Source organism: Streptomyces sp. SID12501, from assembly GCF_010550245.1.
In the GTDB taxonomy this organism is placed as follows: Bacteria; Actinomycetota; Actinomycetes; order Streptomycetales; family Streptomycetaceae; genus Streptomyces.
The window spans coordinates 136,238-161,751 of sequence record NZ_JAAGLU010000004.1; the positions used below are offsets into that span (position 1 = coordinate 136,238).

19 protein-coding genes and 7 pseudogenes are annotated in these 25,514 nt (G+C 70.1%); 10 read left to right on the forward strand and 16 right to left on the reverse strand.

Annotated elements, in window-relative coordinates; all coding sequences use genetic code 11:
• Positions 1 to 12: 12 nt before the first annotated feature.
• Positions 13 to 993, reverse strand: a complete 981-nt coding sequence (locus G3I71_RS05700; protein ID WP_343242860.1) for a LacI family DNA-binding transcriptional regulator — start codon at positions 991 to 993, stop codon at positions 13 to 15.
• 845 nt (positions 994 to 1,838) lie between these two features.
• On the opposite strand from G3I71_RS05700, the gene G3I71_RS05705 reads away from it, so the two are divergent.
• On the forward strand, positions 1,839 to 3,185 hold the full coding sequence (locus tag G3I71_RS05705) for a jacalin-like lectin (RefSeq protein ID WP_164312808.1): 1,347 nt from the start codon (positions 1,839 to 1,841) through the stop codon (positions 3,183 to 3,185).
• A gap of 107 nt (positions 3,186 to 3,292) precedes the next feature.
• Here the strand turns inward: G3I71_RS05705 and G3I71_RS05710 are convergent, their stop codons facing one another.
• Positions 3,293 to 3,652, reverse strand: coding sequence for a hypothetical protein (locus G3I71_RS05710; protein WP_239148937.1), 360 nt, complete (start codon positions 3,650 to 3,652; stop codon positions 3,293 to 3,295).
• Positions 3,653 to 4,000: 348 nt separating this feature from the next.
• Here G3I71_RS05710 and G3I71_RS05715 point away from each other — a divergent pair.
• The 3 genes and pseudogenes from G3I71_RS05715 to G3I71_RS05725 all read left to right on the forward strand — a co-directional run.
• Positions 4,001 to 4,489: pseudogene (locus G3I71_RS05715) on the forward strand (DUF1684 domain-containing protein); the annotation flags it as partial.
• A gap of 64 nt (positions 4,490 to 4,553) precedes the next feature.
• Positions 4,554 to 5,594, forward strand: a complete 1,041-nt coding sequence (locus G3I71_RS05720) for an LLM class flavin-dependent oxidoreductase (protein WP_164312809.1) — start codon at positions 4,554 to 4,556, stop codon at positions 5,592 to 5,594.
• A complete protein-coding gene (locus G3I71_RS05725) occupies positions 5,591 to 6,073 on the forward strand; it encodes a hypothetical protein (RefSeq protein WP_164312810.1) in 483 nt (160 codons plus the stop codon). The genes G3I71_RS05720 and G3I71_RS05725 overlap by 4 nt, the downstream gene beginning before the upstream one ends.
• A 98-nt stretch (positions 6,074 to 6,171) precedes the next feature.
• Here G3I71_RS05725 and G3I71_RS05730 read toward each other — a convergent pair whose 3' ends face one another.
• Both G3I71_RS05730 and G3I71_RS05735 read right to left on the reverse strand, forming a co-directional pair.
• Positions 6,172 to 7,377, reverse strand: coding sequence for a beta-propeller fold lactonase family protein (locus G3I71_RS05730; protein ID WP_164312811.1), 1,206 nt, complete (start codon positions 7,375 to 7,377; stop codon positions 6,172 to 6,174).
• Between the two features lie 222 nt (positions 7,378 to 7,599).
• A pseudogene (locus G3I71_RS05735) lies at positions 7,600 to 7,899 on the reverse strand (MerR family DNA-binding protein); the annotation flags it as partial.
• A 2-nt stretch (positions 7,900 to 7,901) separates the two neighbouring features.
• Here G3I71_RS05735 and G3I71_RS05740 point away from each other — a divergent pair.
• A pseudogene (locus G3I71_RS05740) lies at positions 7,902 to 8,414 on the forward strand (STAS domain-containing protein); the annotation flags it as partial.
• A gap of 215 nt (positions 8,415 to 8,629) precedes the next feature.
• Here the strand turns inward: G3I71_RS05740 and G3I71_RS05745 are convergent.
• The 5 genes and pseudogenes from G3I71_RS05745 to G3I71_RS05760 all read right to left on the reverse strand — a co-directional run bounded on the left by G3I71_RS05745 (position 8,630) and on the right by G3I71_RS05760 (position 12,063).
• Complete coding sequence (locus G3I71_RS05745) at positions 8,630 to 9,199, reverse strand: DM13 domain-containing protein (protein ID WP_164312812.1); 570 nt, start codon at positions 9,197 to 9,199, stop codon at positions 8,630 to 8,632.
• A gap of 276 nt (positions 9,200 to 9,475) precedes the next feature.
• Positions 9,476 to 9,622 (reverse strand): annotated as a pseudogene (locus G3I71_RS52610) (flavodoxin family protein); the annotation flags it as partial.
• Positions 9,614 to 9,901 (reverse strand): annotated as a pseudogene (locus G3I71_RS52615) (DNA repair ATPase); the annotation flags it as partial. The pseudogenes G3I71_RS52615 and G3I71_RS52610, both read right to left, overlap by 9 nt.
• 79 nt (positions 9,902 to 9,980) lie before the next feature.
• Positions 9,981 to 11,498 (reverse strand): hypothetical protein, encoded by a 1,518-nt coding sequence (locus tag G3I71_RS05755; protein ID WP_164312813.1) that lies wholly within the window; start codon positions 11,496 to 11,498, stop codon positions 9,981 to 9,983.
• A 238-nt stretch (positions 11,499 to 11,736) separates the two neighbouring features.
• A complete protein-coding gene (locus G3I71_RS05760; protein ID WP_203729446.1) occupies positions 11,737 to 12,063 on the reverse strand; it encodes a hypothetical protein in 327 nt (108 codons plus the stop codon).
• Positions 12,064 to 12,310: 247 nt separating this feature from the next.
• On the opposite strand from G3I71_RS05760, the gene G3I71_RS05765 reads away from it, so the two are divergent.
• The 4 genes and pseudogenes from G3I71_RS05765 to G3I71_RS50240 form a co-directional block, all read left to right on the forward strand.
• Positions 12,311 to 13,369 carry a CdaR family transcriptional regulator gene (locus G3I71_RS05765; RefSeq protein ID WP_164312814.1) on the forward strand — a complete coding sequence of 353 codons (1,059 nt, stop codon included), beginning with the start codon at positions 12,311 to 12,313 and terminating at the stop codon, positions 13,367 to 13,369.
• 114 nt (positions 13,370 to 13,483) lie between these two features.
• Entirely contained in the window at positions 13,484 to 14,017 is a 534-nt protein-coding gene (locus G3I71_RS05770; protein WP_164312815.1) for a TerD family protein, read from the forward strand.
• 321 nt (positions 14,018 to 14,338) lie between these two features.
• Positions 14,339 to 15,070, forward strand: coding sequence for a DUF6250 domain-containing protein (locus G3I71_RS05775; RefSeq protein ID WP_203729450.1), 732 nt, complete (start codon positions 14,339 to 14,341; stop codon positions 15,068 to 15,070).
• A gap of 168 nt (positions 15,071 to 15,238) precedes the next feature.
• A pseudogene (locus tag G3I71_RS50240) lies at positions 15,239 to 15,562 on the forward strand (Tat pathway signal sequence domain protein); the annotation flags it as partial.
• Positions 15,563 to 15,667: 105 nt separating this feature from the next.
• Here G3I71_RS50240 and G3I71_RS05785 read toward each other — a convergent pair.
• The 5 genes from G3I71_RS05785 to G3I71_RS05805 all read right to left on the reverse strand — a co-directional run bounded on the left by G3I71_RS05785 (position 15,668) and on the right by G3I71_RS05805 (position 23,351).
• On the reverse strand, positions 15,668 to 17,851 hold the full coding sequence (locus G3I71_RS05785) for a prolyl oligopeptidase family serine peptidase (protein WP_164312816.1): 2,184 nt from the start codon (positions 17,849 to 17,851) through the stop codon (positions 15,668 to 15,670).
• Positions 17,848 to 19,632 carry an N-acetylglutaminylglutamine amidotransferase gene (locus G3I71_RS05790; protein ID WP_164312817.1) on the reverse strand — a complete coding sequence of 595 codons (1,785 nt, stop codon included), beginning with the start codon at positions 19,630 to 19,632 and terminating at the stop codon, positions 17,848 to 17,850. Before G3I71_RS05790 ends, G3I71_RS05785 begins: the two co-directional genes overlap by 4 nt.
• A gap of 63 nt (positions 19,633 to 19,695) precedes the next feature.
• Positions 19,696 to 20,883, reverse strand: a complete 1,188-nt coding sequence (locus tag G3I71_RS05795; protein ID WP_164312987.1) for a glutamate--cysteine ligase — start codon at positions 20,881 to 20,883, stop codon at positions 19,696 to 19,698.
• Between the two features lie 227 nt (positions 20,884 to 21,110).
• Positions 21,111 to 21,566, reverse strand: a complete 456-nt coding sequence (locus G3I71_RS05800) for a DUF4383 domain-containing protein (RefSeq protein WP_164312818.1) — start codon at positions 21,564 to 21,566, stop codon at positions 21,111 to 21,113.
• A gap of 126 nt (positions 21,567 to 21,692) precedes the next feature.
• Positions 21,693 to 23,351, reverse strand: a complete 1,659-nt coding sequence (locus G3I71_RS05805; RefSeq protein WP_164312819.1) for a catalase — start codon at positions 23,349 to 23,351, stop codon at positions 21,693 to 21,695.
• 213 nt (positions 23,352 to 23,564) lie between these two features.
• On the opposite strand from G3I71_RS05805, the pseudogene G3I71_RS05810 reads away from it, so the two are divergent.
• A pseudogene (locus tag G3I71_RS05810) lies at positions 23,565 to 23,813 on the forward strand (hypothetical protein); the annotation flags it as partial.
• 44 nt (positions 23,814 to 23,857) lie between these two features.
• On the opposite strand, the gene G3I71_RS05815 reads toward G3I71_RS05810, so the two are convergent.
• Positions 23,858 to 24,160 (reverse strand): hypothetical protein, encoded by a 303-nt coding sequence (locus G3I71_RS05815; RefSeq protein WP_239148939.1) that lies wholly within the window; start codon positions 24,158 to 24,160, stop codon positions 23,858 to 23,860.
• Between the two features lie 203 nt (positions 24,161 to 24,363).
• Positions 24,364 to 25,509 (reverse strand): RNA polymerase sigma factor, encoded by a 1,146-nt coding sequence (locus G3I71_RS05820; RefSeq protein WP_164312989.1) that lies wholly within the window; start codon positions 25,507 to 25,509, stop codon positions 24,364 to 24,366.
• Positions 25,510 to 25,514 lie beyond the last annotated feature (5 nt).

Below are 25,514 nucleotides of genomic sequence, written 5' to 3' on the forward strand. Positions count from 1 at the left end.
CCCCCGGTCCGCTCAGCTCTTCGGTGGGGCCGTGCTCTCGCGGATGGTGAGGGTGGTGGCGATCTCCACGCCCACCTGGGGCACGTCCTCGCCGCGGCCCAGTGCCAGTGCCAGTTCGGTGGCGGCCACCGCCATCTCCGCCAGGGGCTGGTGCACGGTGGTCAGGGGCGGGTCCACCCAGGCGACGGCCGGTACGTCGTCGAAGCCCACCACGCTCAGGTCCTGCGGAATGTTCAGCTTGAGCTCACGCGCGGCCTTGTAGACGCCCATGGCCTGCATGTCGTTGGCGGTGAAGACGGCGGTGGGACGCTCGGGCCGGGAGAGCAGGCCGAGGGCCGCCGTGTAGCCGTCCTCGCGGGTGAGGAGGGTCTTGACCACCAGGTCCGGATCCACCGGCAGGCCGGCTTCCGTGAGCGCCGAGGTGTAGCCGGCCAATCGCGCCAGACAGAAAGGATGATCAGGACCGCTGATCATGGCGATGCGCCGGTGCCCCAGCCCGACGAGATGGCGGGTCGCGGAGTGGCCGCCCCTCCAGTTGGTGGCACCCACGAACGGCACGTCGTCGGGAAGCTCCCCGTTCGGGTCGAAAACGACGAACGGGATGCCCTTCGCCTTCAGTTGGGCCCGCTCCTCCTCCGAAAGCTGCGCCACCGACAGGACGCACTGCGGGCGCCGTTCCAGGGTGTCGTCGATGGTCCTGACCGGAGTGTCCTGGAGACCGAACTCCGACACCAGGACACCGACCCTGTTCCGCCTGGCCACCCGTTCGACACCGCGGATGATCTCCACGGCCCACATGCTCTCCAGCTCGCGGAAGACCAGCTCCACGAGTTTGCTGCGGTTCTTCGGCGGCTTGCGGTAGCCGTACCGGTGGATCAGCTCCTCGATGCGGGCCCGCGTCTCGTCCGACACCCCGGACCGGCCGTTGAGCACCTTCGACACGGTGGGCACCGAGACGCCGGCGAACTCGGCGATGTACGCGATGGTGACCACCGCCGGTCCTTCACCGCTCGTGCTCCGCTCTTCCGGCTGCTCCTCGGAAGGTGTGTCTGATCGGCTGTCCGGCACGGTGGTCGGTCCCCATCCCCTAGCCCAATGGAGCGGTCAGTCTGACACCCCTCACTGTCGAGGCCGCAGGATTCGCCGCCCCCAGGAGTCACATGTCCCCTGGTCCCAGCGCGATGCCGCGTGCTCGAAGGCACCCGGCCTGGACCGGCTGCGCCGCCGGACCGTGTGCACCACCCCGGACGAAGAAGGACTGCCAATCGTCGTACGCAATGACGCCGCCTCGAAGGACTGCGGATACCTCACCACCTACCGCCGAGAGACGCACCGGCGCCGGAGTTGCAGACGCCGTACAGGCGCGCGCAGGACAACGGCAACCGTGCGGACCTACGCCGGTCGGAGGCCGTCGGCGAGCGGGGTGCGGGCCTGCGCAGGGGTTCGAAGTCAGGGGGTGCGCATCGCTCCGTGCACCAGCACGACGGTTGGGTTCACAAGAGCATCCGCACGTCGGGCCCGTACGCCACGCCGCATGACATAGCCGAACACACGGATCGACACCCGGCGCGACCGAGTGAACATGCCGCCGGAGCCACCGTCGACGATCCTGCGCCCACGCTCATGAACTCCGCCGGAACCTTGAGCCAATTGGTCACCAATCTTGCGACCGTCCGGACGCTTTCCGAGGGCCGAACCCGCCGTTGACACCACCACGGAGGCTCCTGGCCTAGACCACTGGGTCAAGTTTCGATCTCCCCCGCCCGACCCGGCGACAGGAGCCCGTTACCGGCGGTAGGTTCCGCCTGCCACTCTCCACTTCACAGGAGTTCCGCTTCATGCGCCGTCTTCTCACCTGCCTCACGGCCGCGGCCGTCACCTGCGGCGGTTTCGCCGCGACCGCGTCCCCAGCAGCGGCAGCGGACCCGGCCTCCGGGTCCTTCAGCACCCTCACCTACAACGTCGCCGGCCTGCCGTCGCTGCTCTCCAGCGCGTCCACGCCGCGCGACACCAGCACCACGGCGATCGGCCAGCGCATAGCGCCGTACGACATCGTGCACGTCGAGGAGGACTTCAACTACCACGCCTACCTCTACGCCGCCGATACCGCGCACGCCTACCGCACACCTACCAGCGGCGGCGCCGGCATCGGCAGCGGCCTCAACACCCTGTCCAAACTCCCCTACGACGAGGACGACTTCGAGCGGGTGCACTGGAACTCCTGCCAGTGGGATTCCGGCGACTGCCTGACGCCCAAGGGGTTCACCTTCATCCGTGAGCGTCTCGCGGAGGGCGTCTACGTCGACTTCTACAACCTGCACACCAACGCAGGCACCAACGACGGCGACGAGGCCTCACGCGCCTCCAACCTGGCCCAGCTCACCGACTTCATCTCCACCCACTCGGCCGGAAACGCCGTCGTGGTCATGGGTGACACCAACACTCGCTACACCCGCTCCGCGGACACCATCGCCGAGTTCAACGCCGCCAACGGCCTTACCGACGCCTGGGTCCAGCTGATCCGCGGCGGCACACCGCCCGTCAAGGGCAGCGACGCCCTGGTCTGCGACCAGACCGGGACCACCGTCCCCAACACCTGCGAGATCGTCGACAAGGTCCTCTACCGCAGCAGCAAGCTCGTCTCGCTCAACGCCACGTCCTACAACAACGAGCACGCCAGGTTCCTCACGGACGGCGGCCTGATGCTCTCCGACCACGACCCGGTCGCGGTCGGCTTCTCCTGGTCGCGCAACGCCGACTATCAGTTCAGCGACCAGTTCGGCGGCCCGCACGGCGACTACTACAACGACATCGACGCCGTACCGGCGGGCGCCCGCCCGGTCAGCCTCACGCTGCGCAGCGGCTCCCGAGTCGACAGCGTCGCCCTGACCCTCGGCAACGGCAAGACCCTGACCCACGGCGGCACCGGTGGCACGGCGTCGTCCCTGACGCTGGGCAGCGGCGAATACGTCACCTCCGCCCAGCTGTGCCAGGCGGAAAAGGACGGCCACACCCGGATCTTCTACGCCAAGTTCGCCACGAACCTCGGCCGCACCCTGGCCGGCGGCAGCACCACGTCCGACTGCGTGACACGCACCGCGCCGTCGGGATGGCAGCTCGCAGGGTTCAACGGGCGGGCCGGCGACGAGATCGACAAGCTCGGCTTCATCTACACCAAGCGCTGACCTGCTCCACGGCACCGAACACGCGGCGGCGGCCTCTGGGCCGTCGCCGCTTTCGCGACTGCTCCTACGCGCCCACCGGACGGCACCCCCTCACTGCCGGGCGGTTCTCACCCGAGCCGGGCCGGCCTCGGCAGGCCGAGGTGGTCGCGCAGGGTGGTGCCCGTGTAGTGGGTGCGGAAGATGCCTCGGCGGCGCAGTTCGGGTACGACCAGCTCGGCGAAGTCGGACAGGGTGCCGGGCAGATACGGGAAGGTCACGTTGAAGCCGTCGGCGGCGCGGCCGTGGAACCACTCCTCGATGTGGTCGGCGATCTGCTCCGGCGTCCCGGTGACGGTGCGGTCGTCGTTCGCGAAGCGCCGGACGAGGTCGCGGATGGTGAGGTTGTCGCGGCGCGCCTCCGCGTAGATCTGCTGCTGTGCGGTCTGCGACTGGTTGGAGAGCGGGAGTTCGGGCAGCGGACCGTCCAACGCCGAGCCAGTACGAGAGGTCCGCGAGGGCTACCTGCGGGGGCAGGAGTTCGGTGAGTCTGGCGAGCTTGTCGCGGGCCTCCGACTGGGCCCTGTACTCGTGAAGGTGCCGCCCGGAGCATGCTCCGGGCGGCACCTTCACGAGTACAGGGCCCAGTACGTGAGTTCACGAATCCCGAGCTTAAAGAAAACCGCAGGTCAGCAGACTGGAGGACACCGAAGTGCTTCCCTGGCCCGACGATCGGGCGACTGGCTCCGCAGCGTCGCCGCAGGTCAAGGGTGATTACAGAGAGCTACTCACCACCTGGCGGCAGCTATACGAGAACAGGGCCGACTCGCTGGGAGCGGCACGACATCGTCCGTCCCCGGCACCCGGACAATCCGCTGCGCACCGCGTTCACCGGCACGCCCGCCTACGCCCCGCAGCCCCGCTGGGCGGTGACCGGCCGTTACACAGCCTTCGACGAGCCGCGGCCGACGACCGTGGGCGCGGCGGTAGAAGGCCTTGAGCACGTGTACGACGCCCCGGGCCGCGTCGAGTTCGAGCTGGAAGGACGTCCCCTGGCCCTGACGGCGTTCCCCGGACACGGCCCGGGCAGTCTGCTGGTGCTGTTCACCGACGCGACTTCCGGGGTCACCACCTACGCGGCCAACCGGGCCCTCTCCCTGGGTGCGCCCGCCGCCGACGGCACGGTCGTCCTGGACTTCAACCGGGCGACGAACCTGCCCTGCGCCTACACCGACCTGGCCACCTGCCCGCTGCCGCCGGCCGAGAACCGGCTGCCCGTGGCGATCGAGGCCGGGGAGAAGCTCCCCCGCGAGCGCGGCGGGTCCTGAGCACCCGGCGCCACCGGGACGCCCCCCGGACGACCCCGACCCGACCAGGACGGAAGAACACCGTATGAGCACCCCCGCGATCAGTTCGCTGGCCTTTCTCACCCCGGGCAACTTCGCCGACGACGACCCGTACACAGGTCTGGAGGAGACGCTGCAGCTGTTCGAGTACGGCGAGCGTCTCGGCTTCGACGGCGCGTGGATCAGACAACGCCATCTCGAACACGGTGTCGGCTCGGCCGCGGTCTTCCTCGCCGCGGCCGGTCAGCGCACCTCGCGGGTCGAGCTGGGGACCGCCGTCATCCCGATCGGGTACGAGAGCCCGTTCCGGCTCGCCGAGGATCTGGCGCTGGCCGATGTCCTGTCCCGAGGCCGGCTCCAGGTCGGTCTCAGCACCGGCATGCCGCACGCCGAACTCCTCGGCGACCTGGTGTACGACGGGGACTGGCGCGCCTTCGACCTGTCGTACGGCAGGATCGCCCGCCTCATCGACCATCTGCGCGGCGACTACCTCGGCGGCCCGGACACGGTCATCCAGTCTCCCGGCAACACCCAGCGGCCACGCCTGCAGCCGCACAACCCCGGCCTGGTGGACCGGGTCTGGTACGGCGGCGGCAGTCTGCGTTCGGTCCGGTGGGCAGGCGAGCACGGCCTGAACCTGCTCAGCGGCAACATCGTCACCGGCGAGGGCACCGACGACTTCACCACGGCCCAGCTCGCCCTGCTCTCCGAGTACCGGCGCACCCTCTCCGGGGAGCGTCCGACACGGGTGGCGCTGGGTCGGGTGATCGTGCCCTTCGACAGCGCGGACGCGTCCACGCGGGCCCGCTACCGGAAGTACGCGGCGAGTCGGCACGCGCGCACCCTGGCACCGCACGGCCCGAAGCGGATCCTGTTCGCCCCGGACGTGGTCGGGACGGCGGACCAGATCCTGGAGCAGCTGGCGGCGGATCCCGTGGTCGCGGCCGTCCCGGAGCTGCGTCTGGAGCTGCCGTACGAGTTCCACCGGGTCGACTACGAACAGATCCTGCACGACGTACGGCACCTGATCGCACCCGAGTTGGGCTGGCGGCCCGACTCCGCGCTGTTGCAGGAGGCGGCCCGATGAGCCTTGTTCCCCAGGAGCAACCCGTGCGGCTGGAGATCCACAGCCGTGAGCCGTTCGCCGACGGTCATCGCTTCGCCGGGAGCGGCGCGTACGAAGCGATCACCGCCACGGCCCACTACTCGGTGGATCCGCGAGCACCCGCCCACGCCTCGATCACCGACCTCGCGCTCGCACCTCGCGACAGTACGGGCAGGGTGCGCTTCAGCGGGGACGTCGAGATTTTCCGGCCGGTCGACGGCGGGCGCCAGCGTCTGTTCTTCGACTGGGGCAACCGCGGCAACAAGCGGGCCGTGCAGTACTTCTGCGACGCCCCGCACACCAATCGCCCGCGCACGCTCGCCGACGCCGGCAACGGCTATCTGATGCGGCGCGGGTACACGGTGGTCTTCGGCGCGTGGCAGGGCGACCTGCTGCCCGGGGCCGCCTGCTGCTCGACCTCCCGGTGGCGACGCACGGCCGAGAGCCCGTACGGGGCCTGACGACGGCCGACGCCGCCGGACACTGTCAGCATGGCCGCTCACACGCGTGACGCCCCGGACAGGGATGTCCGGGGCGTCGGGCCGCGGTGGCCGCTTCCTTACACCGCGACGATGCCCTCCATGCCGGACTCGGCGAAGGAGGGCAGTCCTGTGACGGTGGTGACCTTGGTGAGCGAGCCGTTCCTGCCGACGCGGAAGCCGTCGACCGTGCCGGAGACGGCGTTCTGCACGTACAGGAACTTATTGTCCCTGTTCACCGCCAGGTCGATCACGCCCTGCGACATGGCCGAGGGCGGGGTGGCGATACCGACGTCGTTGCTGAGCGCGAGCTCTCCGTGCCGGTCGGTGCGGTAACCGGTGACAGTGGAGTTGCCGGTGTTGCCGCCGTAGAAGAAGTCGCCGGCCCGCTCCAGCCAGCACAGCGTGTTCTGGCCGTTGGCCAGGGGCTGCTGGACGACCTTCAGGGTTCCGTCGGCGCGCACCTTGTACGTGCTGACCGTCGATTTCTCGGCCTCGGCCACCAGCATCCGGCCGCCCTTGTCGAAGGTGATCGCGAACGGCACGCCGCCCGCCGAGTCGTTGACCACCGGCCGATGGGCGGGACGTCCGTCGCGCCGCATCGGGAAGACCTCGACGGTGTTCGCCGACTTGGTGGTGACGACCAGCGCACGGCCGTCCGGCGTGAACGCGACCTGACCGGGCGAGCTGCTGAACAGCGGCACCTTCTCGTTGTCCAGTCCGAGCGAGCGATGGGAACCGCTCAACGGCACCAGGCCCTTCGCGGTGATCCGGAATCCCTGGACGCTGCCTTCCCCGCCCGCGTTCATGACGTACGCCAGCGTGCCGGAGACGGCGATCGATGCGGGGAAGTCCCCGCCGGAGGAGATGACTTGGCGACTCGTCAGCTTCTGCCCCTGGACCCGGAACGAGGTCACGGTGCCGCTGCCCGCATTGACCGCCAGCAGTGAGCCCGACCTGTCGTCGTAGACGAGGGAGCCCTGGGACGCGAGCGAGTCGGTGGGCGCGTCGACCTGGTCCCCTCCTTTGCCGCCGGTCGCGTAACTGCCCGCGGGACTCAGCGCGCCGTCGTCACCGCGCTCGAAGGCGTGGATGGTGTTACCTGCGAGTTCGTTGCCCTGTACGAAGACCGCGTGGCCGGCCTTGGCCGTGCGCCCGGACCGCTGCGGTTCCCCGGCGGAGGCGAGGTTCACCATGGTGACGGCCGCCACCGCGGCGAGGATCCCTGCTCCGGCGACGGTCAGCCGGACCTGTAGCGATGACCTGCGCCTGGTGTGCCTGCTCATGCATTGCTCCTAGGACCTTCGCCGCCACCACGGAACGGCGGCGCGCAGCACCAGAGTTACCTGCGGGACGAGCGGGCCACGAGGGGTTTCACCACCACGTCAGGCTCTCGTAAGGTCTGCCCGCCCTGCCCACCGTCCACAGGCTGCCACTGTCGGTTCTCCCGGCGACGAGGCTGCGTCCCACGGCCTGAGGCCCCGAGGGGAACAGGGATCCGGGACTGCTCAGGACGCGGAAGTCCTCGTCAGGCGTTCCGCGAGCGTCGTCGCGAACTCCTCCGCCCGGGCCAGCTGCGTACGCAGATCGGCGACCCGCTGCTGGGCGGCCTGCTCGAACCCGCGTATGCGCTGCAGCAGTTGCTCACGATCTACGCGCGGTAGTTCCTCGCCGGAGTCGAGGCGGTCGGTGGTGTCGAGCAGGGCGCGCATCTCGTCGAGGGTGAAACCGAGTGGCTTCATACGGCGGATGACCATCAGGCGGGCGACGTCGGCCTCGGCGTAGAGGCGGAAGCCGCCCTGGGAGCGGGGCCGCCCTGGTCGCGGTGATGGTCATGGTGTCCTTCGCGACCTTCGACTGGCACTCCATCACGCCGAAGACGCTCAAGCGCATGCCGGCCGGGGAGATCACCGTCATGGCGATCACCGTCGCGTGCGTGGTCGCCACCAGCAACCTCGCCATCGGCGTCGTCGTCGGCTCGATCACCGCGATGGTCATCTTCGCCAAGCGCGTCGTCCACCTCGCCGAGGTCACCATCGTCACCGACCCCGACGGCAGCACGGTGGTCTACCGGGTCACTGGTGAGCTGTTCTTCGCCTCATTCAACGACCTGGTCGGCCAGTTCGACTACGCGGGCGCCCCCGACAGGGTCGTCATCGACCTGTCCGCCGCCCACATCTGGGACGCCTCCTCCGTCGCCGCCCTGGACGCCATCGAGACCAAGTACACACAGCGCGGCAAGACCGTCGAGATCATCGGCCTGAACGAACCCAGCGCCCGGATCCACAAGACGCTCAGCGGCGAACTCACCGGCGGCCGCTGACCAACACATACAGCTGATGGGGGACACCGCTTCGGCGAGCAGCGCGTCGAAGCGAGTGCGGTGACGGTGGGGTATCGCGCGATGCGCGGCGACACGCCGACCCGGTGGCGACCGCGCGCATGGCCACGGCGGGCAGTCCCTCGTGGGTGGCCACGCGGCCAGACCGGCGACGCGCTGGGCTCAGCGCCGCGAACGGTCGCCGATCCCCAACGCTGTCAGACGCGAGCCAGCTGCGCGGCGCCGAACGACACGTCGAAACGGTCGCACCAGATGCTCACGCTGCTGTAGCTCGACGGATCCACGTCCCTGGGCAGGGCGTAGTTCTGACTTCCCTTGTTGCCTTTGAGCTTGCCAAGGCTGACGTACTCTCCGTCGTCGAAGACGTGCCACCCGGCCCGCCCCCGCTTCACCGGTGCGTCGGTCAGCCACACACGCAGCTCCGGCCCGTTGCTGGTGTCGAGGTTCTCCAACCGGACGACATAAGCGCCGTCAGCCAGCCGTACGAGCTTCACCGTGCCCGATGTCGCGTGCTCGTGGCTGATCAGCTCACCACGCGCCAGCGTCTGCGAACCAGGGGCCGAGCGCTGTTCGGAAGGCTCGGCCGAGGGCACCGCAGCAGGTGGAGCAGAGGTCTCCACCACTCCGGGCAGGGCCTCCTCAACGGTCTCGTCGTGCCACAGCTTCCACGGCTGGAACCAGTACAGGCCGAAGCCGGCCCCGCCGACCGCCACCACCAGCACCGCGATGACCAACGGCCTGGTCAGTACCTTCCACGCACGCCCCATCTCCGCCTCGCCTCCTGGGAGTTCCTTTGTCTCCCAATTCAACGGAGCCGGGCAGCCGTCCCGTACCCCTCAGGTGATGACGGAATCCTTACGCCGTACCGTCGCATACGGCTGGGAGCAGTCGAGTTGCCGTCGGAGTTCGCATCGCGGCAGGCGGCATGTGCCGACGGGTTGCCGGGGACGAGTCGGTGGTCACGTACGGCAAATGTCCTTGAGCCCGGTACCTGGGCGCCGGGCTCGAGTCGAGCCGGCAAGAGCCCCTCATCCCGGTCCGGCTCAGCGGTGCTCGGGGTTGTCCGCCCCTGGCCGGCAGCCGGCGTCCCACTCCGTGCGCTGGTTGCCGTGGGCGGGTATCCCTCCGGCGCATTTGAGCAGGGCTGCCAGGTGCATCAGGTTCCAGGTCATGAAGCTGGTGTCGCGGTCGTGCAGCGCGAAGACGTCGCCGACGGTCGTCACCGGCCTGGGACCGAGGAAGACATTGTGACCGAAGAGCAGAGTGTCGCCGACGGCGACGATGTCGCGGGGCACGCAGGCGTGCTCGGTGCGCAGCCGCTCGGTGGCGGCGAGTTCGAGGCGGGTGGAGCCGAACCTCGCGGTGAGGCGGGTGTTGAGCGCCTCGGCGCGGCGGGTGAGTTCGGCGGCCTGCGCGGTGAGGCGGTCGCGCAGCACCTCGTATGTGCCGGTGTCCAGGCCGGTGGTAATGGGGTCGCTCCTCCCGGAGAGTCAGAAAACATGGCCGGGAGCCGCCCTCCCCTGTGCGGCGGCTCCCGGCCATGGGTCGTCAGAGCTCGGCGCTGCCGTTGACCGCGGTGAGCGGAGTGTCGGCGAGGCCCAGCTCGCCCGCCTTGTCCAGCAGTTGCTGGAACTGGCCGGCACCGGCGCCGCCGCTCTTCATCAGCTTCATGAGCAGGGCGGAGACGGTCAGGTTCTGCACGTCTGCCGACGAGACCGAGCCCAGGACGTGACTGAGGTCGTCCGTGAAGCTGGAGGTGCCGTCCAGCCAGGGCTTCACAAGCGCCTGGGCCGTCTCGGAGTGCTGGACGAATCCGTCGACGCTCTTGCCGAGCGCGATCGAGGACACCAGCCGGTCGAAGAAGACCGAGTCCCCGCCGACGATGTTGATGTCGGCGTTCTCCAGCCCGGTGGCCAGCACCGTGGCCGGTGCCTCGGCGACCTGCCGCTGCACGTCCAGTCCCGCCAGCCGGATGTCCTTCTCGGCCGCCAGGCGCAGCCGGTACTCCTCGTGACCGCGGGAGGCGTCGTCAAGCGCGGCCATCGCGGCGGCCTTCTCGGTGAGACCGGCGGCCTCGGTCTTCAGCTTCCCGCCGATGCCCTCCGCCTCGGCCCGCACGCCCTCGGCCTCGGCGCGCAGCCGGGCCTGGGTCGCCTCCGCCTCCGCACGGCCGGCCTTCTCGATGACCTCGGCCTCCTTGTCCCGGACCTGGACGGCGGCCAGCCCCTCGGCGGCGCACTCGGCCTGGATGCCTTCGGCAAGCCGCAGCTTGGCCTGCGCGTCGAGGTCCGCGCTCTTCAACCGGGCGTCGGCCAGGGTGATTTCCTCGGCGGCACGGTGCACGGCGGCCTCAGCGGCCTTGATGTCCTTGACCAGCTGCTCCTGCGCCTCGGCCTCGGCCTCGATGACGACCTGCTGCCGCTCCGCCTCCTCCACCGCGCGCAGTGTCTTGATGGACTTCTCCTGCTCGGCCACCGTCCGGTCCACCACGACTCGTTCGCGGACGACCTCGGCGATCTCCCGCTTCTCGGCCTCGACCTCCTTGTCGGCGGCGATCCGCGTCAGCTGCGTCTCCCGCTCCCGCTCCCGCGCGATGACCTCGATGATCCGGTACCGGAACTCCTCACGCTTGGTGTACAGATTGGTGAAGTCCAGCTGCTTGCCGACGGTCTTCAGCGCCTCGGAGAACTTCGCGTGGAACAGTTCCTGCAGCGTCCTCTGGTCGCTCGCCCGTGCGGTGCCGACGGCCTGGGCGACCTTGATGACGTCCTCGACGGTCTTGTTGACCTTCACGAAGAACGAGATCCGGATGTCGGCACGGATGTTGTCCTGGCAGATCAGCCCGTCCTTGCCGGCCCGGGTGATCTCGATGGCCTTCACCGAGATGTCCATCACCTCGGCCTTGTGCAGCACCGGCAGGACGACCTGTCCGGTGAAGGTCACATCGACCTTCCGCAGCTTGGAGACGATCAGTGCCTTGCCCTGCTCCACCTTGCGGAACAGCTGCGAGACGACGAGCAGGCAGACGGCGACGAGCACGCCGATGCCCACGAGCATGGCAACCATGGCATACGTCCTTCAGGCGTAAGGGAGTTGAGCGTCAGGGAGAAGTGGCCGGAGACGAGATCCGGCGGCGGTCCGACTCAGGCGGCGCGGCCCCGCGGAAGAAGCCCGGCATCGCGCGACGCGCCCTCGTGGAGATCCCGGCTGTCGGCATCCGACGGCTCAGCGGCACCCGTGAGAGCCTGGCTCGGCGCGCACGGCACGGGTTCGTCCGGGAAGAGGCGGTGCAGCGGCCGTACGATCAGACAGGTCGTGGCCCAGGCGACGAACAGCGCCCCGACGGGACGACAAGGCGCAGCATCCCGGCGACCGTTCCCCGGAGCGCGACGACGTCGAGCAGAGCCGCCGCTCCGATGCTCAGGTTCCAGGCGAGCAGCGTCAGCAGTGAGAAGGCAACCGTCACGGGTACACCACCCATGCGCCATGCCCCAAGGTCCACGTCCATGTCGAAGCTGTCGACATCGGCGACGCCCGCGGCGGCCAGGAGCCAGAAGCAGACGACCACGACCAGGGCAGCGGTCAGCAGGATCGTGGGCAGGCCCGTGGCCACCGCCAGAAATGTCGACATGCCCTGGCCCCCCTCTCCGCCCTCGGCGCGCATCAGTCGTCTCCGACGGCGCACGGTCGTTCTGGGCCTCGGTGCCGGACACCTGCCGGTGTCCGGCACCGGAACCATCCCACCGTGCCCCCGTGGGGCCATGTTGTACGACTCGACAGCGGCAGCATATTGCCGGATCCCGGCAGTGTTCATTAGGGTCTGCATGCCGATGACCGCTAAGAATCCGTCAGCGGCGCGTCAAAATCCGGGGGCCGACATGACAGACCGGGAACTTCCCAAGCACTATCTGGATGGGTACGCCGAGATCCTGGCGGGAGTAGCGGGCACCGGGAGACGCCTCACCCGGGAGGAGATCGTCTCCCGCCGCACCCTGGGCGAGCAGGCCGCCGCGGCAGGTCATGGACTGCGCGCCCTCATCAACGTGCATCTGACCGCTGCCCGCACGGCCTGGCCGGGGCCACCCGGCTCGGCCGACGACGCACTTGCCGCCGTCCAACAGGTCATCGACGCTTTCGCCGAAGGATACGAACGCGCCCAGCTTCTCGCCGTGCGCCAGGAAGAGGCCGCCCGCCGGGAGTTCATCGACGACCTCCTCTACGGCCGCAGCGACCTCGGCCGCCTCGCCGAACGCGCCGAACGCTTCGGCCTGCGCCTGTCCCACGCCCACGCGGTCGCCGTCGCGCAGGGCCCCGGGGCCTACGACGAGGGCGACCCGGTGCCCCAGCAGGTGGAACGTGCGCTCATCTCCCGTTTCGGCGACCGCAGCGTCCTGCTCACCACCAAGGACGGCCGGTTGCTGTGCATCGCCCCCGGCCACCAGGACGAGGTGCTCGCCTACTTCGCCAAACAGGCACACGCAGCCACCGACGGCGGCCGGGTCGCCATCGGCCGCCCCCAGCCCGGCCCCGGAGGCGTCGTCCAGTCCTACGAAGAGGCCCTGGGCGTCCTCGAACTCGCCGAGCGCCTCGACCTCGACGATCCGGTCCTGCGCTCCGCCGACCTGCTCGTCTACCCCGTGCTCACCCGCGACCGCCAAGCCATGGCCGACCTCGTCGCCGGCACTCTCGGCCCGCTCACCACGGCCCGCGGGGGCGCCCAGCCCCTCCTCGACACCCTCACCGCCTACTTCGACTCCGGCTGTGTCGCCGCCGAGGCCGCCCGCCGCCTCACCCTCAGCGTGCGCGCCCTGACATACCGCCTGGAACGCATCCACAAACTCACCGGCGCCAACCCCGCCGACCCCGCCCACCGCTACATGCTCCAGACCGCGGTGATCGGCGCACGGCTGCTGGACTGGCCCGCCAAGGACCTCTGACACCCGTCCGCCGAACGAGGCGGCCGCACAAGGCTTCAACAGGATGTCCGAGAGCCATACTTGACCGGGTGGGGATCATCCCCCGATAGCTCGGAAGGGCGAGGCAACCATCCAGTGAACAGTGACAGCCAGGGCGTGGGGAAGGCAGAGGTTCGGCTCAAGTGGGACCCGAGCCCCTGGAACCAGCCGCCCCACCATCTCGACATCATCGCCACCACCTACTCGGCGGAGGCTCCCTACGGGCGACCCGTGTACGTCGTCCACTTCGACAGCCGCTCACCGGACGGCACCATCAACATGAGCAGGCACAGCCAGACCGGTCAGGGCCTCGGCTACGTCGAAGCGATGACCCTGGAGCTCAATCGCCTCGCTTCCTCCTTCGCACGAGTGGTCGTAGGCGTGGCGATCCACCAGAACAGCGGCCCCAAGAAATTCGGCGACCTGTCGAACGCCGGAGTGCTGGTTGTCGAGGGGTACAGAGAGCTGCTGAAGGACGACTTCGCGCAGCTCTCCGGATCCACCGCCGCGACGTTCGCGGAGTTCACCCGGGATGCCTCCCAGGATTGGGAATTCCGCGAGATGGTCCGCGGATTCGACAGTGACCCCGTCCTCTTCACCGCGGAGATGGGCAGCGCCCCACAGCCCTGACCGTACGGCGGCCGACCGCGATGAGTCCTTCTGGTCGTTCTCACGGGCCAGGACGCCCAGAAGGTCCTGCGTCCGCCGGTCGATCGAACGCCGCCTGACGGCGACGAGTCGGCCGCCTGCGTAGGCTTCTTCGAAGTTTTTGCGCATGATCGGCTCGGCGATCAGGGCGTGTAACAGCACGTCACACTCGTGCCCAACATGCGGGATTCGATAGTGAATCCGCGCTTGATCGTGAACGCTTCTTTTCACTTCTGTGGCATTTACTGATTGGACGGATTGGTTTCCGTACGCTTCTGGCCGTCCACAGAAAGGGATCTTCCGATGCGCTACACCTGGGCCACCGTCGTGGTGAGCCTCGCAGCCGCGTTCACCACCGCCCTGTCCACCGGTGCCGCCGCCGCACCGAGTGGCCAAGGCCCTTACCACCAAGGCCAGTTGTTGGCCCGCGACGACTTCCGGCACGGCACCGGCCAGTGGTCGACCGAGCTGGAGAAGGGCGGCAGCGTCACGGCGAAGCACGGCGTGCTGGACGTCGACGTGCCCGCCGGGGCCTCGGTGTGGTTCAAGCGGCCGTTCGCCGGCCGGTACGAGATCGACTTCACGGCGACCCCGGTCTCGGCGGGCGGCGCCAACGACCGCGTCAGCGACCTCAACTCCTTCTGGAACGCCCGGGATCCGAAATCCCCGGAGAACCTGTTCGCCACGCCCCGCAGCGGCGCCCTCGCCGACTACGACCAGCTCACCACGTACTACGCGGGCCTCGGCGCGAACTCCAACACCACCACCCGGCTTCGCCGTTACGTCGGCGTGCCGGGCTCCCGGCCGCTGATCTACGACTACACCTCGCCGCTGCTCACCGCGAACGAGCCCAACCGTGTCCGACTGGTCTCCGACGGCAAGCACATCCAGTACTGGGACAACGGCGAGCTGGTCTTCGACTACACCGACGAGGACCCGTACACCAGCGGCTGGTTCGCCTTCCGCACCACCTGGAGCCACTTCCACATCACCGACTTCCGTGTCTGGCGCCTCCAGGGCGGTCACCGTGGCTGAGACATCGCGCAGGGATGCCCTGCCGGCGGCAGCGGCAGCCGTCGCGGCGACCCGGCTGTCCTGTGCACTCGCCGCTGCCCCGGTAAAGCTCACCTGCCTGGAGGGCGGCACCCACGCGGTCGGCACCACCGCCGGGCAACCGCTCCTCGCCGCCGAGCTGACGGCACTCTCGACGAGAGCGACATCCCGGGCTTCCGGGCCGCCTGGCTGGACTACTGCCGCTACTTCAACGCCACCTCCGCCGAGCAGAAGGCCCGCTACGGCGCGAGTTTCAAGGTGAGCCTGGTCCAGGGCCACTCCCGGCTGGACGCGTACGCGGCGAGCCTGACCGGCGAGGCCGCGCTGGCCACCCGGGCCTGGAACAAGTTCGGCGCGGGCGACGGCTACCCGGACGCGAGCACCTCATGGGCGACCACGAGGATCGACGGCCCCAGCGTGCTCAACGCCGGCACCGACGCCCCCTGGATCAGCACCAACTCCACGGCGCTGTAGGGTCTCTCGGCCATCGAGAACCTGGCCCTGGTCGGTGACACGCCGAACTGAGCCAGGGCCGGCGCAAGGGGCGTACGACCGCTGCCGCCGCGCTCGGCCCGCAGGTCAGCCGCTGAGGTGCCGTTCCAGCCAGTCGGCGGCGGCCCGGCGGAAAAGCCGCCGACTGTCCGCGCGCAGGAAGTCGTGGCCCTCGTCCCGCAGGGTCAGGAGTTCGGCGGGGATACCGCGTTCCCGGGCGGCCCGTACGAACTGTTCGGACTCCCCCGGCGGCACATTGGTGTCGTGTTCACCATGGACGGCGAGCAGCGGGACCCGCAGCGCGTCGATGCGGCTCATCGGGGAGAGTGCGTGCAGCAGTGCGCGGTCGTGCTCCGGATGGCCGTACTTGTGTACCGCCGACTCCGCGATCCACGGCTCCGTACCGGCGAAGAAGGTCAGGAGGTCGGACATCCCGCAGACGGCGACCCCGGTGCGGAAGAGGTCCGGATGCCGCACGAGGGAGGCGAACGTCAGGTAGCCGCCGTACGAGCGCCCCATGACCGCGAGCCGGGTCGGGTCGGCGGGGCCGGCCGTCACCGCGTGGGCGGTGCAGTCCGCGACGTCGTCCAGGGCGGCGAAGCGGCCGGCGCCCAGGTCGGCGTCGACGAAGGACCTGCCGTGTCCGGAGGAGCCGCGGACATCGGGGGCGAAGACGTCCAGCCCGCGGCCCAGCAGCTCGTGGTAAAGGGGGTTGAAGACGGGGCGTTCCTGCTCCTCGGGGCCGCCGTGCAGATGGATCACGCAGGGGGCCGGCTCACCCGGGGCGCGTCCCGGCGACCTGTAGTACCAGCCGCTCAGGGGCAGCCCGTCCCGTGCCGCGAGGCGCACGGGAACGGGGCGCACGAGTGGGCGGCCCGGCAGCACGGCGTCCTCGTCGCGGGAGGACCACGGGGTACGCAGCAGGGACACGCCCTCGTGGGCCCACCACACACCGGGGCGGCGTTGTGAGCCGGACAGGGCGAGCAGCATGCGGCCCGGTCCGGCCGCGACCACCCGCGTGACGACCTCGTGCGGCAGCGAGACGGGCCTCGCCGGTCCCGCGCCGTCCGGGGCATGGTGTGCCGGGGAGGTCTCGACGAGTTCGAGTTGCCCGGCGCCCTGCGCGTTCCACACCAGCACGGCTGTGCGACCGTCGTGGGCCATCGCCAGCAGTTCCAGTTCCTGGTCCTCGCGCTGGACCACGACCGTCCTCTCGCGCGGCTCGCCGTCGGCGTCGAGAGCGACCGCGCACAGTGCCGCGTACTCCCGGTCGGCGTCGCTGCGCAGCCAGAGCGTCAGCCCGTCCGGGGAGAACCGGCCGATCCACGGATCCCCGTCGGCGACCGGCACCGTGCACGTCGTCGCCGAGTCGACCGTGCGCCGTACGACCGCCTCGCGCCGTCCGCGCGGCCCCCGGCGCAGCAACGCGAGTGTTCCGTCTCGGCTGAGGTCGCACACGCGCAGGGTGGCGGCATGGGTCTCCGTGGCGATCAGCACCGGCGAGGCCAGACCGTCGGGATCGATCAGGTACGCCGACAGCCCGCCGCCGGGCCGGACAGCCGGCGCCTCCGGGGCCCTGAGGTCGACCGGCGCCGGTGCCGTGCGCTGCCCGGAGTCGTACCGGGCCCCGCCCAGCAGCGTCGCGCGGCCGTCCCGGTCGGCCCGGTCGGGTGGGAGCGCGGCACCGACGGGATCCAGATACGCAGGGGCGGTCGCGGTGACGGCGACGGCCGACCCGTCGTGCGTCCAGCACCCCAGATAGGCGGAGCTTCCGGGGGTGGCTCCGGCAAGGATGCGGCGTCCGGTGCCGTCGGGCCGTACGCACAGCACCCGTGTGTGCTCGCCGCCGCCGGGAGCGGTGGTGTACGCGATCCAGCGGCCGTCCGGTGACCAGGACACCTCCTTGACGGGATCCGGCGAGGAGTCGAGCAGCCGCACCTCGGAACCGTCCACCGGCCCGGCCCACAACTGCGGGACACCGCCCCGGTCGCAGATGAAGGCGGCCTCGGTGCCGTCGGCGGTGGCGGAGGGATACCAGCAACCGTGCGCGTACAGCCGGGTCACGGCGTCCCGCGGTCCTCCCGCCCCGGGCAACGGCACCGGTACGGGAGCGGCGGCACAGGCAGGCTCGTGCTCGTGCGCGTCCGCCGGCCGGGCGTCCGACAGCAGGGGAACCAGTGCCGCGAGGCCGGGTGCCCTATGGCCGGCGGCGGCCGACGGCCGGGCGGTCGCCGCTGCCTCCGGCGCCCGCGTGCCCGGCTCGTCGGTCATTTGATTCCGTGCGTCTGCAGCCATGTCTCCAGCAGGGCCACCTGCCACAGGGCGTTGGCTCCGCGCTTGGTCCGGTGCTCGTCGGGCGCCGCCAGGAGTTCGGCCACGTACGACTCCTGGAACACTCCGCGCTTCTTCGCCTCGGGCGCGTCGAGCGCCTCACGCACCCGGTCCAGGACGGGGCCCGCCATGTGCTTGATGGCCGGGACGGGGAAGTACCCCTTGGGCCGGTCGACGATCTCGCGGGGCAGGAGCTTCCGGCCGGCCTCCTTCAGTACGCCCTTGCCGCCGTCGGCCAGTTTGAGCTCCGGCGGGCAGGCCGCGGCCAGTTCCACCAGCTCGTGGTCGAGGAACGGCACCCGGGCCTCCAGGCCCCAGGCCATGGTCATGTTGTCGACGCGCTTGACGGGGTCGTCGACGAGCATGACGTGGGTGTCCAGCCGGAGGGCGGCGTCCAGGGCCGTCTCCGCCCCGGGCACGGCCATGTGGTCCTTGACGAAGCGGCCGGAGACGTCGTCGTCGGGCAGCATGTGGGGCTGGAGGATGCGGGTGAGGTCGGCGTGCGGGCGGTCGAAGTACGTCTCGGCATACCGGTCCGCCTCCTCCTCACGGGTGACCTCCGCCAGCTCCGGGTACCAGTGGTAGCCGGCGAACACCTCGTCCGCGCCCTGGCCGCTCTGCACGACCTTCACCTCCTTCGCCACCTGCTCGGACAGCAGATAGAAGGCGACGGCGTCATGGCTGGTCATCGGCTCGCTCATCGCCGCGACGGCCCCGTCCAGGGCCGCCGACACCCGGCCGGAGGGGATCATCAGCCGGCGGTGGTCGGTGCGGAACTCCCGTGCCACCCGGTCCGAGTACGCGAACTCGTCGCCCGCCTCGCCCCCTTCCGCCTCGAACCCGACGCTGAACGTCCGCAGGTCGCGCTGGCCCTCGTCGGCCAGCAGCGCGACGACCAGGCTGGAGTCCAGTCCGCCGGAGAGCAGGACACCCACCGGTACGTCGGACACCATCCGACGGCGTACGCCGGTACGCAGCGCCTCCAGCACCGCGTCGCGCCATTCGGCCGGGGCCATGTCGGCGTACTCGGGCCGCCGGGTGTAGGACGGCTGCCAGTAGCAGTGGTCGCGCTGGGTGCCGTCCGGCTCGACGACGCGCACGGTGGCCGGCGGGAGCTTGCGGACGCCGTTGAGAACGGTACGCGGCGCAGCCACTGTGGCGTGCCAGCTCAGATACTGGTGGATGGCCACCGGATCGAGGGACGTGTCGACGTCCCCGGCGGCGAGAAGGGCCGGCAGCGTGGAGGCGAACCGCAGCCGGCCCGGCGTCCGCGCCAGGTAGAGGGGCTTGATCCCGAGCCGGTCGCGGCCCAGCACCAACCGTCCGGTGCGGTGTTCGACGAGGGCGAAGGCGAACATGCCGTAGAAGCGCTCGACGCAGGCGGTTCCCCACTGCTGGTAGCCCTTCAGCACCACCTCGGTGTCGGACGTCGACTCGAAGCGGTGGCCCAGTTGCTGGAGCTCCTCGCGCAGCTCCTGGTAGTTGTACACACAGCCGTTGAAGACACCGGTGAGTTGACTCCGGGCATCGGTCATCGGCTGTGCTCCGAGTTCCGACAGGTCGATGATCTTCAGACGGCGGTGCCCCAGGGCGACCGCGCCCCGCGTCCACGTTCCCTGTCCGTCGGGGCCACGGGCGGCAAGCCGGTCGCTCATGCGCTCGACTGCGGCGAGGTCGGGTCGCCGGCCGTCGAAGCGGATCTCCCCACTCAGGCCGCACATGGCCTACCTCCTTGACGACGGCGGTAACACCCCCGGACCGGCCTCATGACGTTCGCCGCCACCTCAGCGGCCGATGGCCTCCGGCGCGCCGGAGCCGAACGGCGGGCCTGCCGCGTCCGCGCCGGAGTACGGCAGGTCGACGCGGCCGAGGGAGGTCGATCTGTGGTTTCTGCGTTCACCTCGGGTCTCGGCGATCAACAGGTCGACGCAGGCCAGCAGATCCTCTTCCCTCGCCGTACGCCGGATGCGCTCGGCGGCGCTGCCCTCGGCGAGGACCTCGTCCGTGAGCGCCCTGACGGTGCTCCAGTCGCTGTGGGACTCGAGCGCGGGGCGCAGTCGGGCGAGCAGCTTGCGCACGACCTGCGACGCGGGCGCGTCCTTGCGCGTCCCGGGGTCCACGAGCGTGCCCTCGAGACCGGACCGGGCGGCCCGCCAGGCGGCGCCGCGCAGCCACTCGTGCCGGCCCTGGCAGGGCGGCGCGTCGTCCTGCCCCAGCCGTTCGAGGGCCTCGGTCACCAGTGCGCGGAACAGTCCGGCGATGAGGACGACGGTCTCCGCACGCGGGCAGGCGTCGCAGATACGCAGTTCCAGGGTCGACAGATGGTCGGAGGGACGGATGTCGTAGTAGATCATCCCGGCGTCGGTGATGATCCCGGCCCGGACCAGGTCGCGTACCGATGCGTCGTACTCGGTCGCGCTCGGGAAGCAGCCGATCGGGCCGGCAGTGGGCCAGCGCTGCCAGAGCATCGTGCGCCAGCTGGCGTAGCCGGTGTCGGAGCCCTGCCAGAACGGTGAGCTGGCGGACAGCGCCAGGAGCACGGGCAGCCAGGGCGAGACCTCGCACATCACCCGTACCGCCGTGTCACGGTCGGGTATGTCCACGTGTACCTGGGCGCCGCAGATGAGCTGCTCGTCGGCGACCTGGCGGTATTCCTCGACCATGTGGTGATAGCGGGCGTCGGCGGTGGGCTGCCCGGTGGAGGCGGGGGCGAGGGGCGCCGTGCCCGCGGCCACCGCGGCGAGACCCAGCGAGGCGGCGGCCGCGTCCAGCCGCCGCCTCGTCGTGGCGAGGTCGGTGTACAGGTCGTGCAGTGACGCGTGCACTCCGCTGTTCGACTCCACGATGGACCGGTGCAGTTCACGGGTGAAGGTCGGCTGGGGAAGCCGTCGCAGGACCTGATCGGCACGTGGCACGAGCAGGCCGCTCTCCACCTCCAGAACGTGGAACTCTTCTTCCACTCCGATGCGCATACTCACGGTCACTCCTTGAGGACGCGACGGCTGTGACAATCACCGGGTTCCCCGGACGCCGACGTATAAGCTCAAATTTGGACCTTCGGCCTGCCATCCTCGCAGATGAGCGCACGACCGCATCTCGTACGGATCGGGCGAGGCGGACGGGGCGTGCAGGGTCTCGGCTCGGCCTCTTGTCGATCACCGCGCCCAGCGGGGACCCGTCTTCCTGGCAACCATGACGGTCACCCTTCGGCAGCTGTGGTGCGGGCTCGGGTGAACAGCGCGCCCAGCGCGATCATGCCGAGGGCGAGGACGAAGTGCAGCCTGTTGTCGGCTCTGTTCAGCGGCACGAAGTTGGCCGCGCTGTCGTGGCCGACGAACAGGCCGTACATCCAGAGCACCAGATAGACGGCACCGCCGGCCAGCAGGAAGGTGCACGCCCCGGAAGCGGTGCGGGCCATGGCCACACCCGCCACGCCGAAGGCCAAGTGGACGAGGTTGTGCAGGACGGAGACCTGGAAGAGGCCGAGCAGATGGGCGCCGGATTCGTGCGAGGCGAACTTCATCGTGTCGTAGTCCGTGGTGATCCCTGGCACGAATCCGAGGATCCCGACCAGCAGGAACACCACGCCCACCAGCAACGAGGCCTGCTGTACCGGAGATCGGGAAGTGCTCGGAGTACGCGCGTGCGTGGTCATGGGAGCCCAGGCCTTCTCTCGGGACGCCCCGGTGGGCGTCGTTGCGCGGCGAGTACCCAGGCACCGGCACGCAACCCCGGCGGTGTCGGACAACTCCGGTCAGGTGTCCGACCGGCCCAGCGGGGCCTACCGGGTCACGACATGCCGCTCGTCGGGTACGCAGTGCGTCATGGTGAGGCCCTCCACGTCACGCGGCGGATTCTCGCCCAGGGTGGCCAGCCGCCTGTGGTCGTCTTCGGTCAGGTCCTGGCCCGCCGACGGCTCCAGGTCCGCCACGTCCTTCCCGCTGATGCCCAGACCCTCGCCGATCCGGCGGCCGAGGTCGTTCTCGGCGAGCAGGAAGTGCCACACCATGCGTTCCTGTACCGACCGGTCGCACTCCGTGAGTGCGGCGGTGAGGTTCTTGACGAGATCGTCGCGCTCCCACTGTTCCATCAGCAGATAGCGCTGGCCGGCCTGCACGTAGTCGTTGGTACGGGGGATGCGCTTGCGCGTCAGCCTGCCGTGGATCTCGGGGCCCTGCTCGTCGTGCGTGGGGTGCTGTGCCTCCCGCAGCCCGCCGGTGATCGACGGCTCGTAGTTGACGCTCGGGTTCTCGCCTCCGCCGTCCTGGTGGTACGCCATGAGGCCGTCGCGCTGATTGGTGTGCACCTCGGCGTTCTTGGCCCGGTTGACGGGCAGTTGGAGGTAGTTGGGTCCGACCCGGTAGCGCTGGGTGTCGCTGTAGGAGAAGGTGCGGCCGATCAGCATCTTGTCGTCGGAGAAGTCCAGACCGTCGACGAGCACACCGGTTCCGAAGGAGATCTGCTCGTTCTCCGCGAAGAAGTTCTCCGGCATGCGGTCGAGCACCATCCGGCCGACCGGCCGGGGCGGGAAGTCCTGCTCCGGCCACGTCTTGGTGTCGTCGAGCGGGTCGAAGTCCAGCTCCGGGTGGTCGTGGTCGTCCATCATCTGCACCACGAGCTCCCACTCCGGGAAGTCACCGCGGGCCACCGCCTCGTAGAGGTCCTTGGTCGCATGGCCGAGCGCCTCGGCCTGGACGTTCGCGGCGTCCTCCTCGGTCATGCTGCGCACGCCCTGCTTGGGCATCCAGTGGTACTTCACCAGCACGGTGCGGCCCTCGTCGTTGACCCACTTGTAGGTGTTGACGCCGAAGCCCTGCATGTGGCGGTAGTCCGCCGGGATGCCGCGCGGGCTGAACAGGTTGACCAGCATGTGCATCGCCTCGGGCGTCTGCGACATGAAGTCGAAGATGCGCCGGGGCTGTTGCTCGAAGGTCACCGGGTCGGGCTTGAGGGCGTGGATGACGTCCGGGAACTTGATCGCGTCACGGATGAAGAAGACACCCAGGTTGTTGCCGACCAGGTCCCAGTTGCCGTCCTGCGTGTAGAACTTCACCGCGAAACCCCGGGGGTCACGTGCGGCCTCGGAGGAGTCACGGCCCCCGATCACGGTGGAGAAGCGGACGGCCAGATCGGTGCGCCTGCCGCGCTCCTGGAAGAGCTTGGCACGGGTGTATCGGCTGATCGGCTCGTCGCCCCAGCTGCCGTAGGCCTCGAAATGGCCGTACGCCAGGACACCGCGGGCGTGCACGACCCGCTCCGGGATGCGCTCCCGGTCGAAGTGGCTGATCTTCTCCAGGAACTGGTAGTTCTCCAGGGTGGCGGGGCCCCGGGCACCGACCGTGCGCTGGTTCTGGTTGTCGTGGACCGGGTGGCCCTGCCGGTTGGTGAGCACCTTCCGGCCGTCACCGGGATCTGGGCCGGTGCTGGATACGTCCGTCATGATCATGGGCTCCTTCGGGCTCGTCCCCACGTTCGCCGGTAGGGGGTGAGGCTGCCGGGTACCCGGCAGGGCCACGGAGTCACCTGCATCGGTGATCTCATGCGGGACGTCCAGCGGCGACGGCCGGTCGGAGACAGGCGGGAGAGAGCCGGGTCGGTCGGAGGGGGCCGGTGCACGAGGGGAACTTCCGGCCACGTCCCTGGGACCAGGGACATCGCCTTCGGCAGCGCGGCCCGTCTCGTCCTGTGGGCCTCGGCCACCTGGCCGCTGTCGCCGTACGTCGGCGGGAGCGCCGTGTTCGGGGCCGGGCACGGGCCGCTCACCGGCTTCGTCGCCCCGCTGCTGTGGGCCGATGTCGCCGGCATGGCCCTGTTTCTCGGTATCGCCTTCGCCGCCCGGCCGGAGACGGCTCGCGCCGGGATCGAGTCCGCCGTACGTCCGGATCCCGGACACGGTTCCTGAGCCTCCGGGGCGGCTGTCACCGCCCCGGAGGCGACTGTCACCTCTCAGGCGGCGCCGGTGACCCCAGGAGCGATGAAGCGCCTGTACAGGGGCCTGAAGTCGGTGGTCGGGGCCCCTTCGATGCCGGCCTTCTCGATCGCCGGGGCCAGTCGTTGGGCGAAGAAGGTCTGGAAGGCCTCCTCCGACTCCCAGACGTCGATCACATGCAGCAGCCCCTGTGCGTCGAACCAGGCCACGTGCACTTCACCGCCGCTCGGGGCGACCTCCTCCCAGCCGACCGCGTCCCGCACCGTGTCGTACTGCTCAGGGCTGACCCCGGCCCAGCTCATCGACATCACTACAGTCATTTTCCCGCCCCCAGTTTCCAGCTCCGTGTGTGCCTGGGCATCGTCCCGCCGGAGAGGCCGCCGGCGAAGAGCGCACAGAGGCATGGCATGCCCGTGCTCCGACCCCGCACGCCCGGCGTGCGGAGGTCTCGGCGGAAGATCCCGGCATTCCGCGCGGTCCGCCGGCAGGCGGCAGGATCTGCCGATGCCGCCTGCGCGGCCGGTCAATGGCGCCTACGGGCGTTGAGACGGGCGGCCTGGCGGGTCAGGTGGTCGCGTTCGGCGAGGTTGGGCGCCTTCTGGGCCGCCTCGGCGTAGAGCCGTGCCGCTGTCACCAGGTCGCCGTCGCGCTCGTGGAGGTACGCCGCCACCGCGGTGTGACGGGGCAGTGAGTCGTCCAGCGCCGCGAGCGCCGCCAGGCCGGCGCGCGCTCCGTCGGCCTCGCCGACGGCCACCGCGCGGTTGAGGCAGACGACGGGACTGTCGGTCAGACGTACGAGTTCGTCGTACCACTCGACGATCTGCACCCAGTCGGTCCCCTCGGCGGTGAGGGCGTCCGCGTGGAGGGCGGCGATGGCGGCCTGGGCCTGGAACTCGCCCAGCCGGTCGCGGGCGAGGGCCGCCTGCAGGATCTCGACGCCCTCGGCGATCGACCCGGTGTCCCATCGGCCGCGTTCCTGCTCGGCGAGCGGCACCAGGCTCCCGTCGGGCGCGGTACGGGCGGCACGCCGGGCGTGGTGGAGCAGCATGAGGGCGAGAAGCCCCGCCACCTCGGGATGGTCGACCTGGGCCGCGAGCTGCCGGGTGAGCCGGATGGCCTCGGCGGCGAGGTCGACGTCGCCCGAGTAGCCCTCGTTGAAGACCAGGTAGAGGACGCGCAGGACGGTGGCGACATCGCCGTGCCGGTCGAACCGTATGCCGGAGACGGTGCGCTTGGCCCGGCTGATGCGCTGGGCCATGGTGGCCTCGGGCACCAGGTAGGCCTGGGCGATCTGGCGGGTGGTCAGCCCGCCGACCGCACGCAGCGTGAGCGCGACCGCCGACGAGGGTGTCAGTGACGGGTGGGCGCACAGGAAGTAGAGCTGCAGGGTGTCGTCCGTCGCGGGGGTGGGTCCGGGCCCCGGCTCTTCGTCGACATGGTCCTCCCGGCGGCGGCGGGCGGTGTCCGCGCGGGTCGCGTCGAGGAACCGGCGCCACGCCGCGGTGACCAGCCAGCCCTTCGCGTCCCGCGGCGGGTCGGCCGGCCAGACGCGGACCGCCTCGACCAGCGCGTCCTGGACGGCGTCCTCGGCCGCCGCGAAGTCGGCTCCGCGGCGGACGAGGACGGCGAGGACGCTCGGTGTGAGGCTCCTGAGCAGTGCCTCGTTCATCTCGG

Bases quoted from the DNA above. Each gene is read 5' to 3' on its own strand.
- G3I71_RS05705 (WP_164312808.1), top strand. From the start codon at position 1,839: ATGCGCCGTCTTCTCACCTGCCTCACGGCCGCGGCCGTCACCTGCGGC.
- G3I71_RS05720 (WP_164312809.1), top strand. From the start codon at position 4,554: ATGAGCACCCCCGCGATCAGTTCGCTGGCCTTTCTCACCCCGGGCAAC.
- G3I71_RS05725 (WP_164312810.1), top strand. From the start codon at position 5,591: ATGAGCCTTGTTCCCCAGGAGCAACCCGTGCGGCTGGAGATCCACAGC.
- G3I71_RS05730 (WP_164312811.1), bottom strand. From the start codon at position 7,377: ATGAGCAGGCACACCAGGCGCAGGTCATCGCTACAGGTCCGGCTGACC.
- G3I71_RS05745 (WP_164312812.1), bottom strand. From the start codon at position 9,199: ATGGGGCGTGCGTGGAAGGTACTGACCAGGCCGTTGGTCATCGCGGTG.
- G3I71_RS05755 (WP_164312813.1), bottom strand. From the start codon at position 11,498: ATGGTTGCCATGCTCGTGGGCATCGGCGTGCTCGTCGCCGTCTGCCTG.
- G3I71_RS05760 (WP_203729446.1), bottom strand. From the start codon at position 12,063: ATGTCGACATTTCTGGCGGTGGCCACGGGCCTGCCCACGATCCTGCTG.
- G3I71_RS05765 (WP_164312814.1), top strand. From the start codon at position 12,311: ATGACAGACCGGGAACTTCCCAAGCACTATCTGGATGGGTACGCCGAG.
- G3I71_RS05775 (WP_203729450.1), top strand. From the start codon at position 14,339: ATGCGCTACACCTGGGCCACCGTCGTGGTGAGCCTCGCAGCCGCGTTC.
- G3I71_RS05785 (WP_164312816.1), bottom strand. From the start codon at position 17,851: ATGACCGACGAGCCGGGCACGCGGGCGCCGGAGGCAGCGGCGACCGCC.
- G3I71_RS05790 (WP_164312817.1), bottom strand. From the start codon at position 19,632: ATGTGCGGCCTGAGTGGGGAGATCCGCTTCGACGGCCGGCGACCCGAC.
- G3I71_RS05795 (WP_164312987.1), bottom strand. From the start codon at position 20,883: ATGCGCATCGGAGTGGAAGAAGAGTTCCACGTTCTGGAGGTGGAGAGC.
- G3I71_RS05800 (WP_164312818.1), bottom strand. From the start codon at position 21,566: ATGACCACGCACGCGCGTACTCCGAGCACTTCCCGATCTCCGGTACAG.
- G3I71_RS05805 (WP_164312819.1), bottom strand. From the start codon at position 23,351: ATGACGGACGTATCCAGCACCGGCCCAGATCCCGGTGACGGCCGGAAG.
- G3I71_RS05815 (WP_239148939.1), bottom strand. From the start codon at position 24,160: ATGACTGTAGTGATGTCGATGAGCTGGGCCGGGGTCAGCCCTGAGCAG.
- G3I71_RS05820 (WP_164312989.1), bottom strand. From the start codon at position 25,509: ATGAACGAGGCACTGCTCAGGAGCCTCACACCGAGCGTCCTCGCCGTC.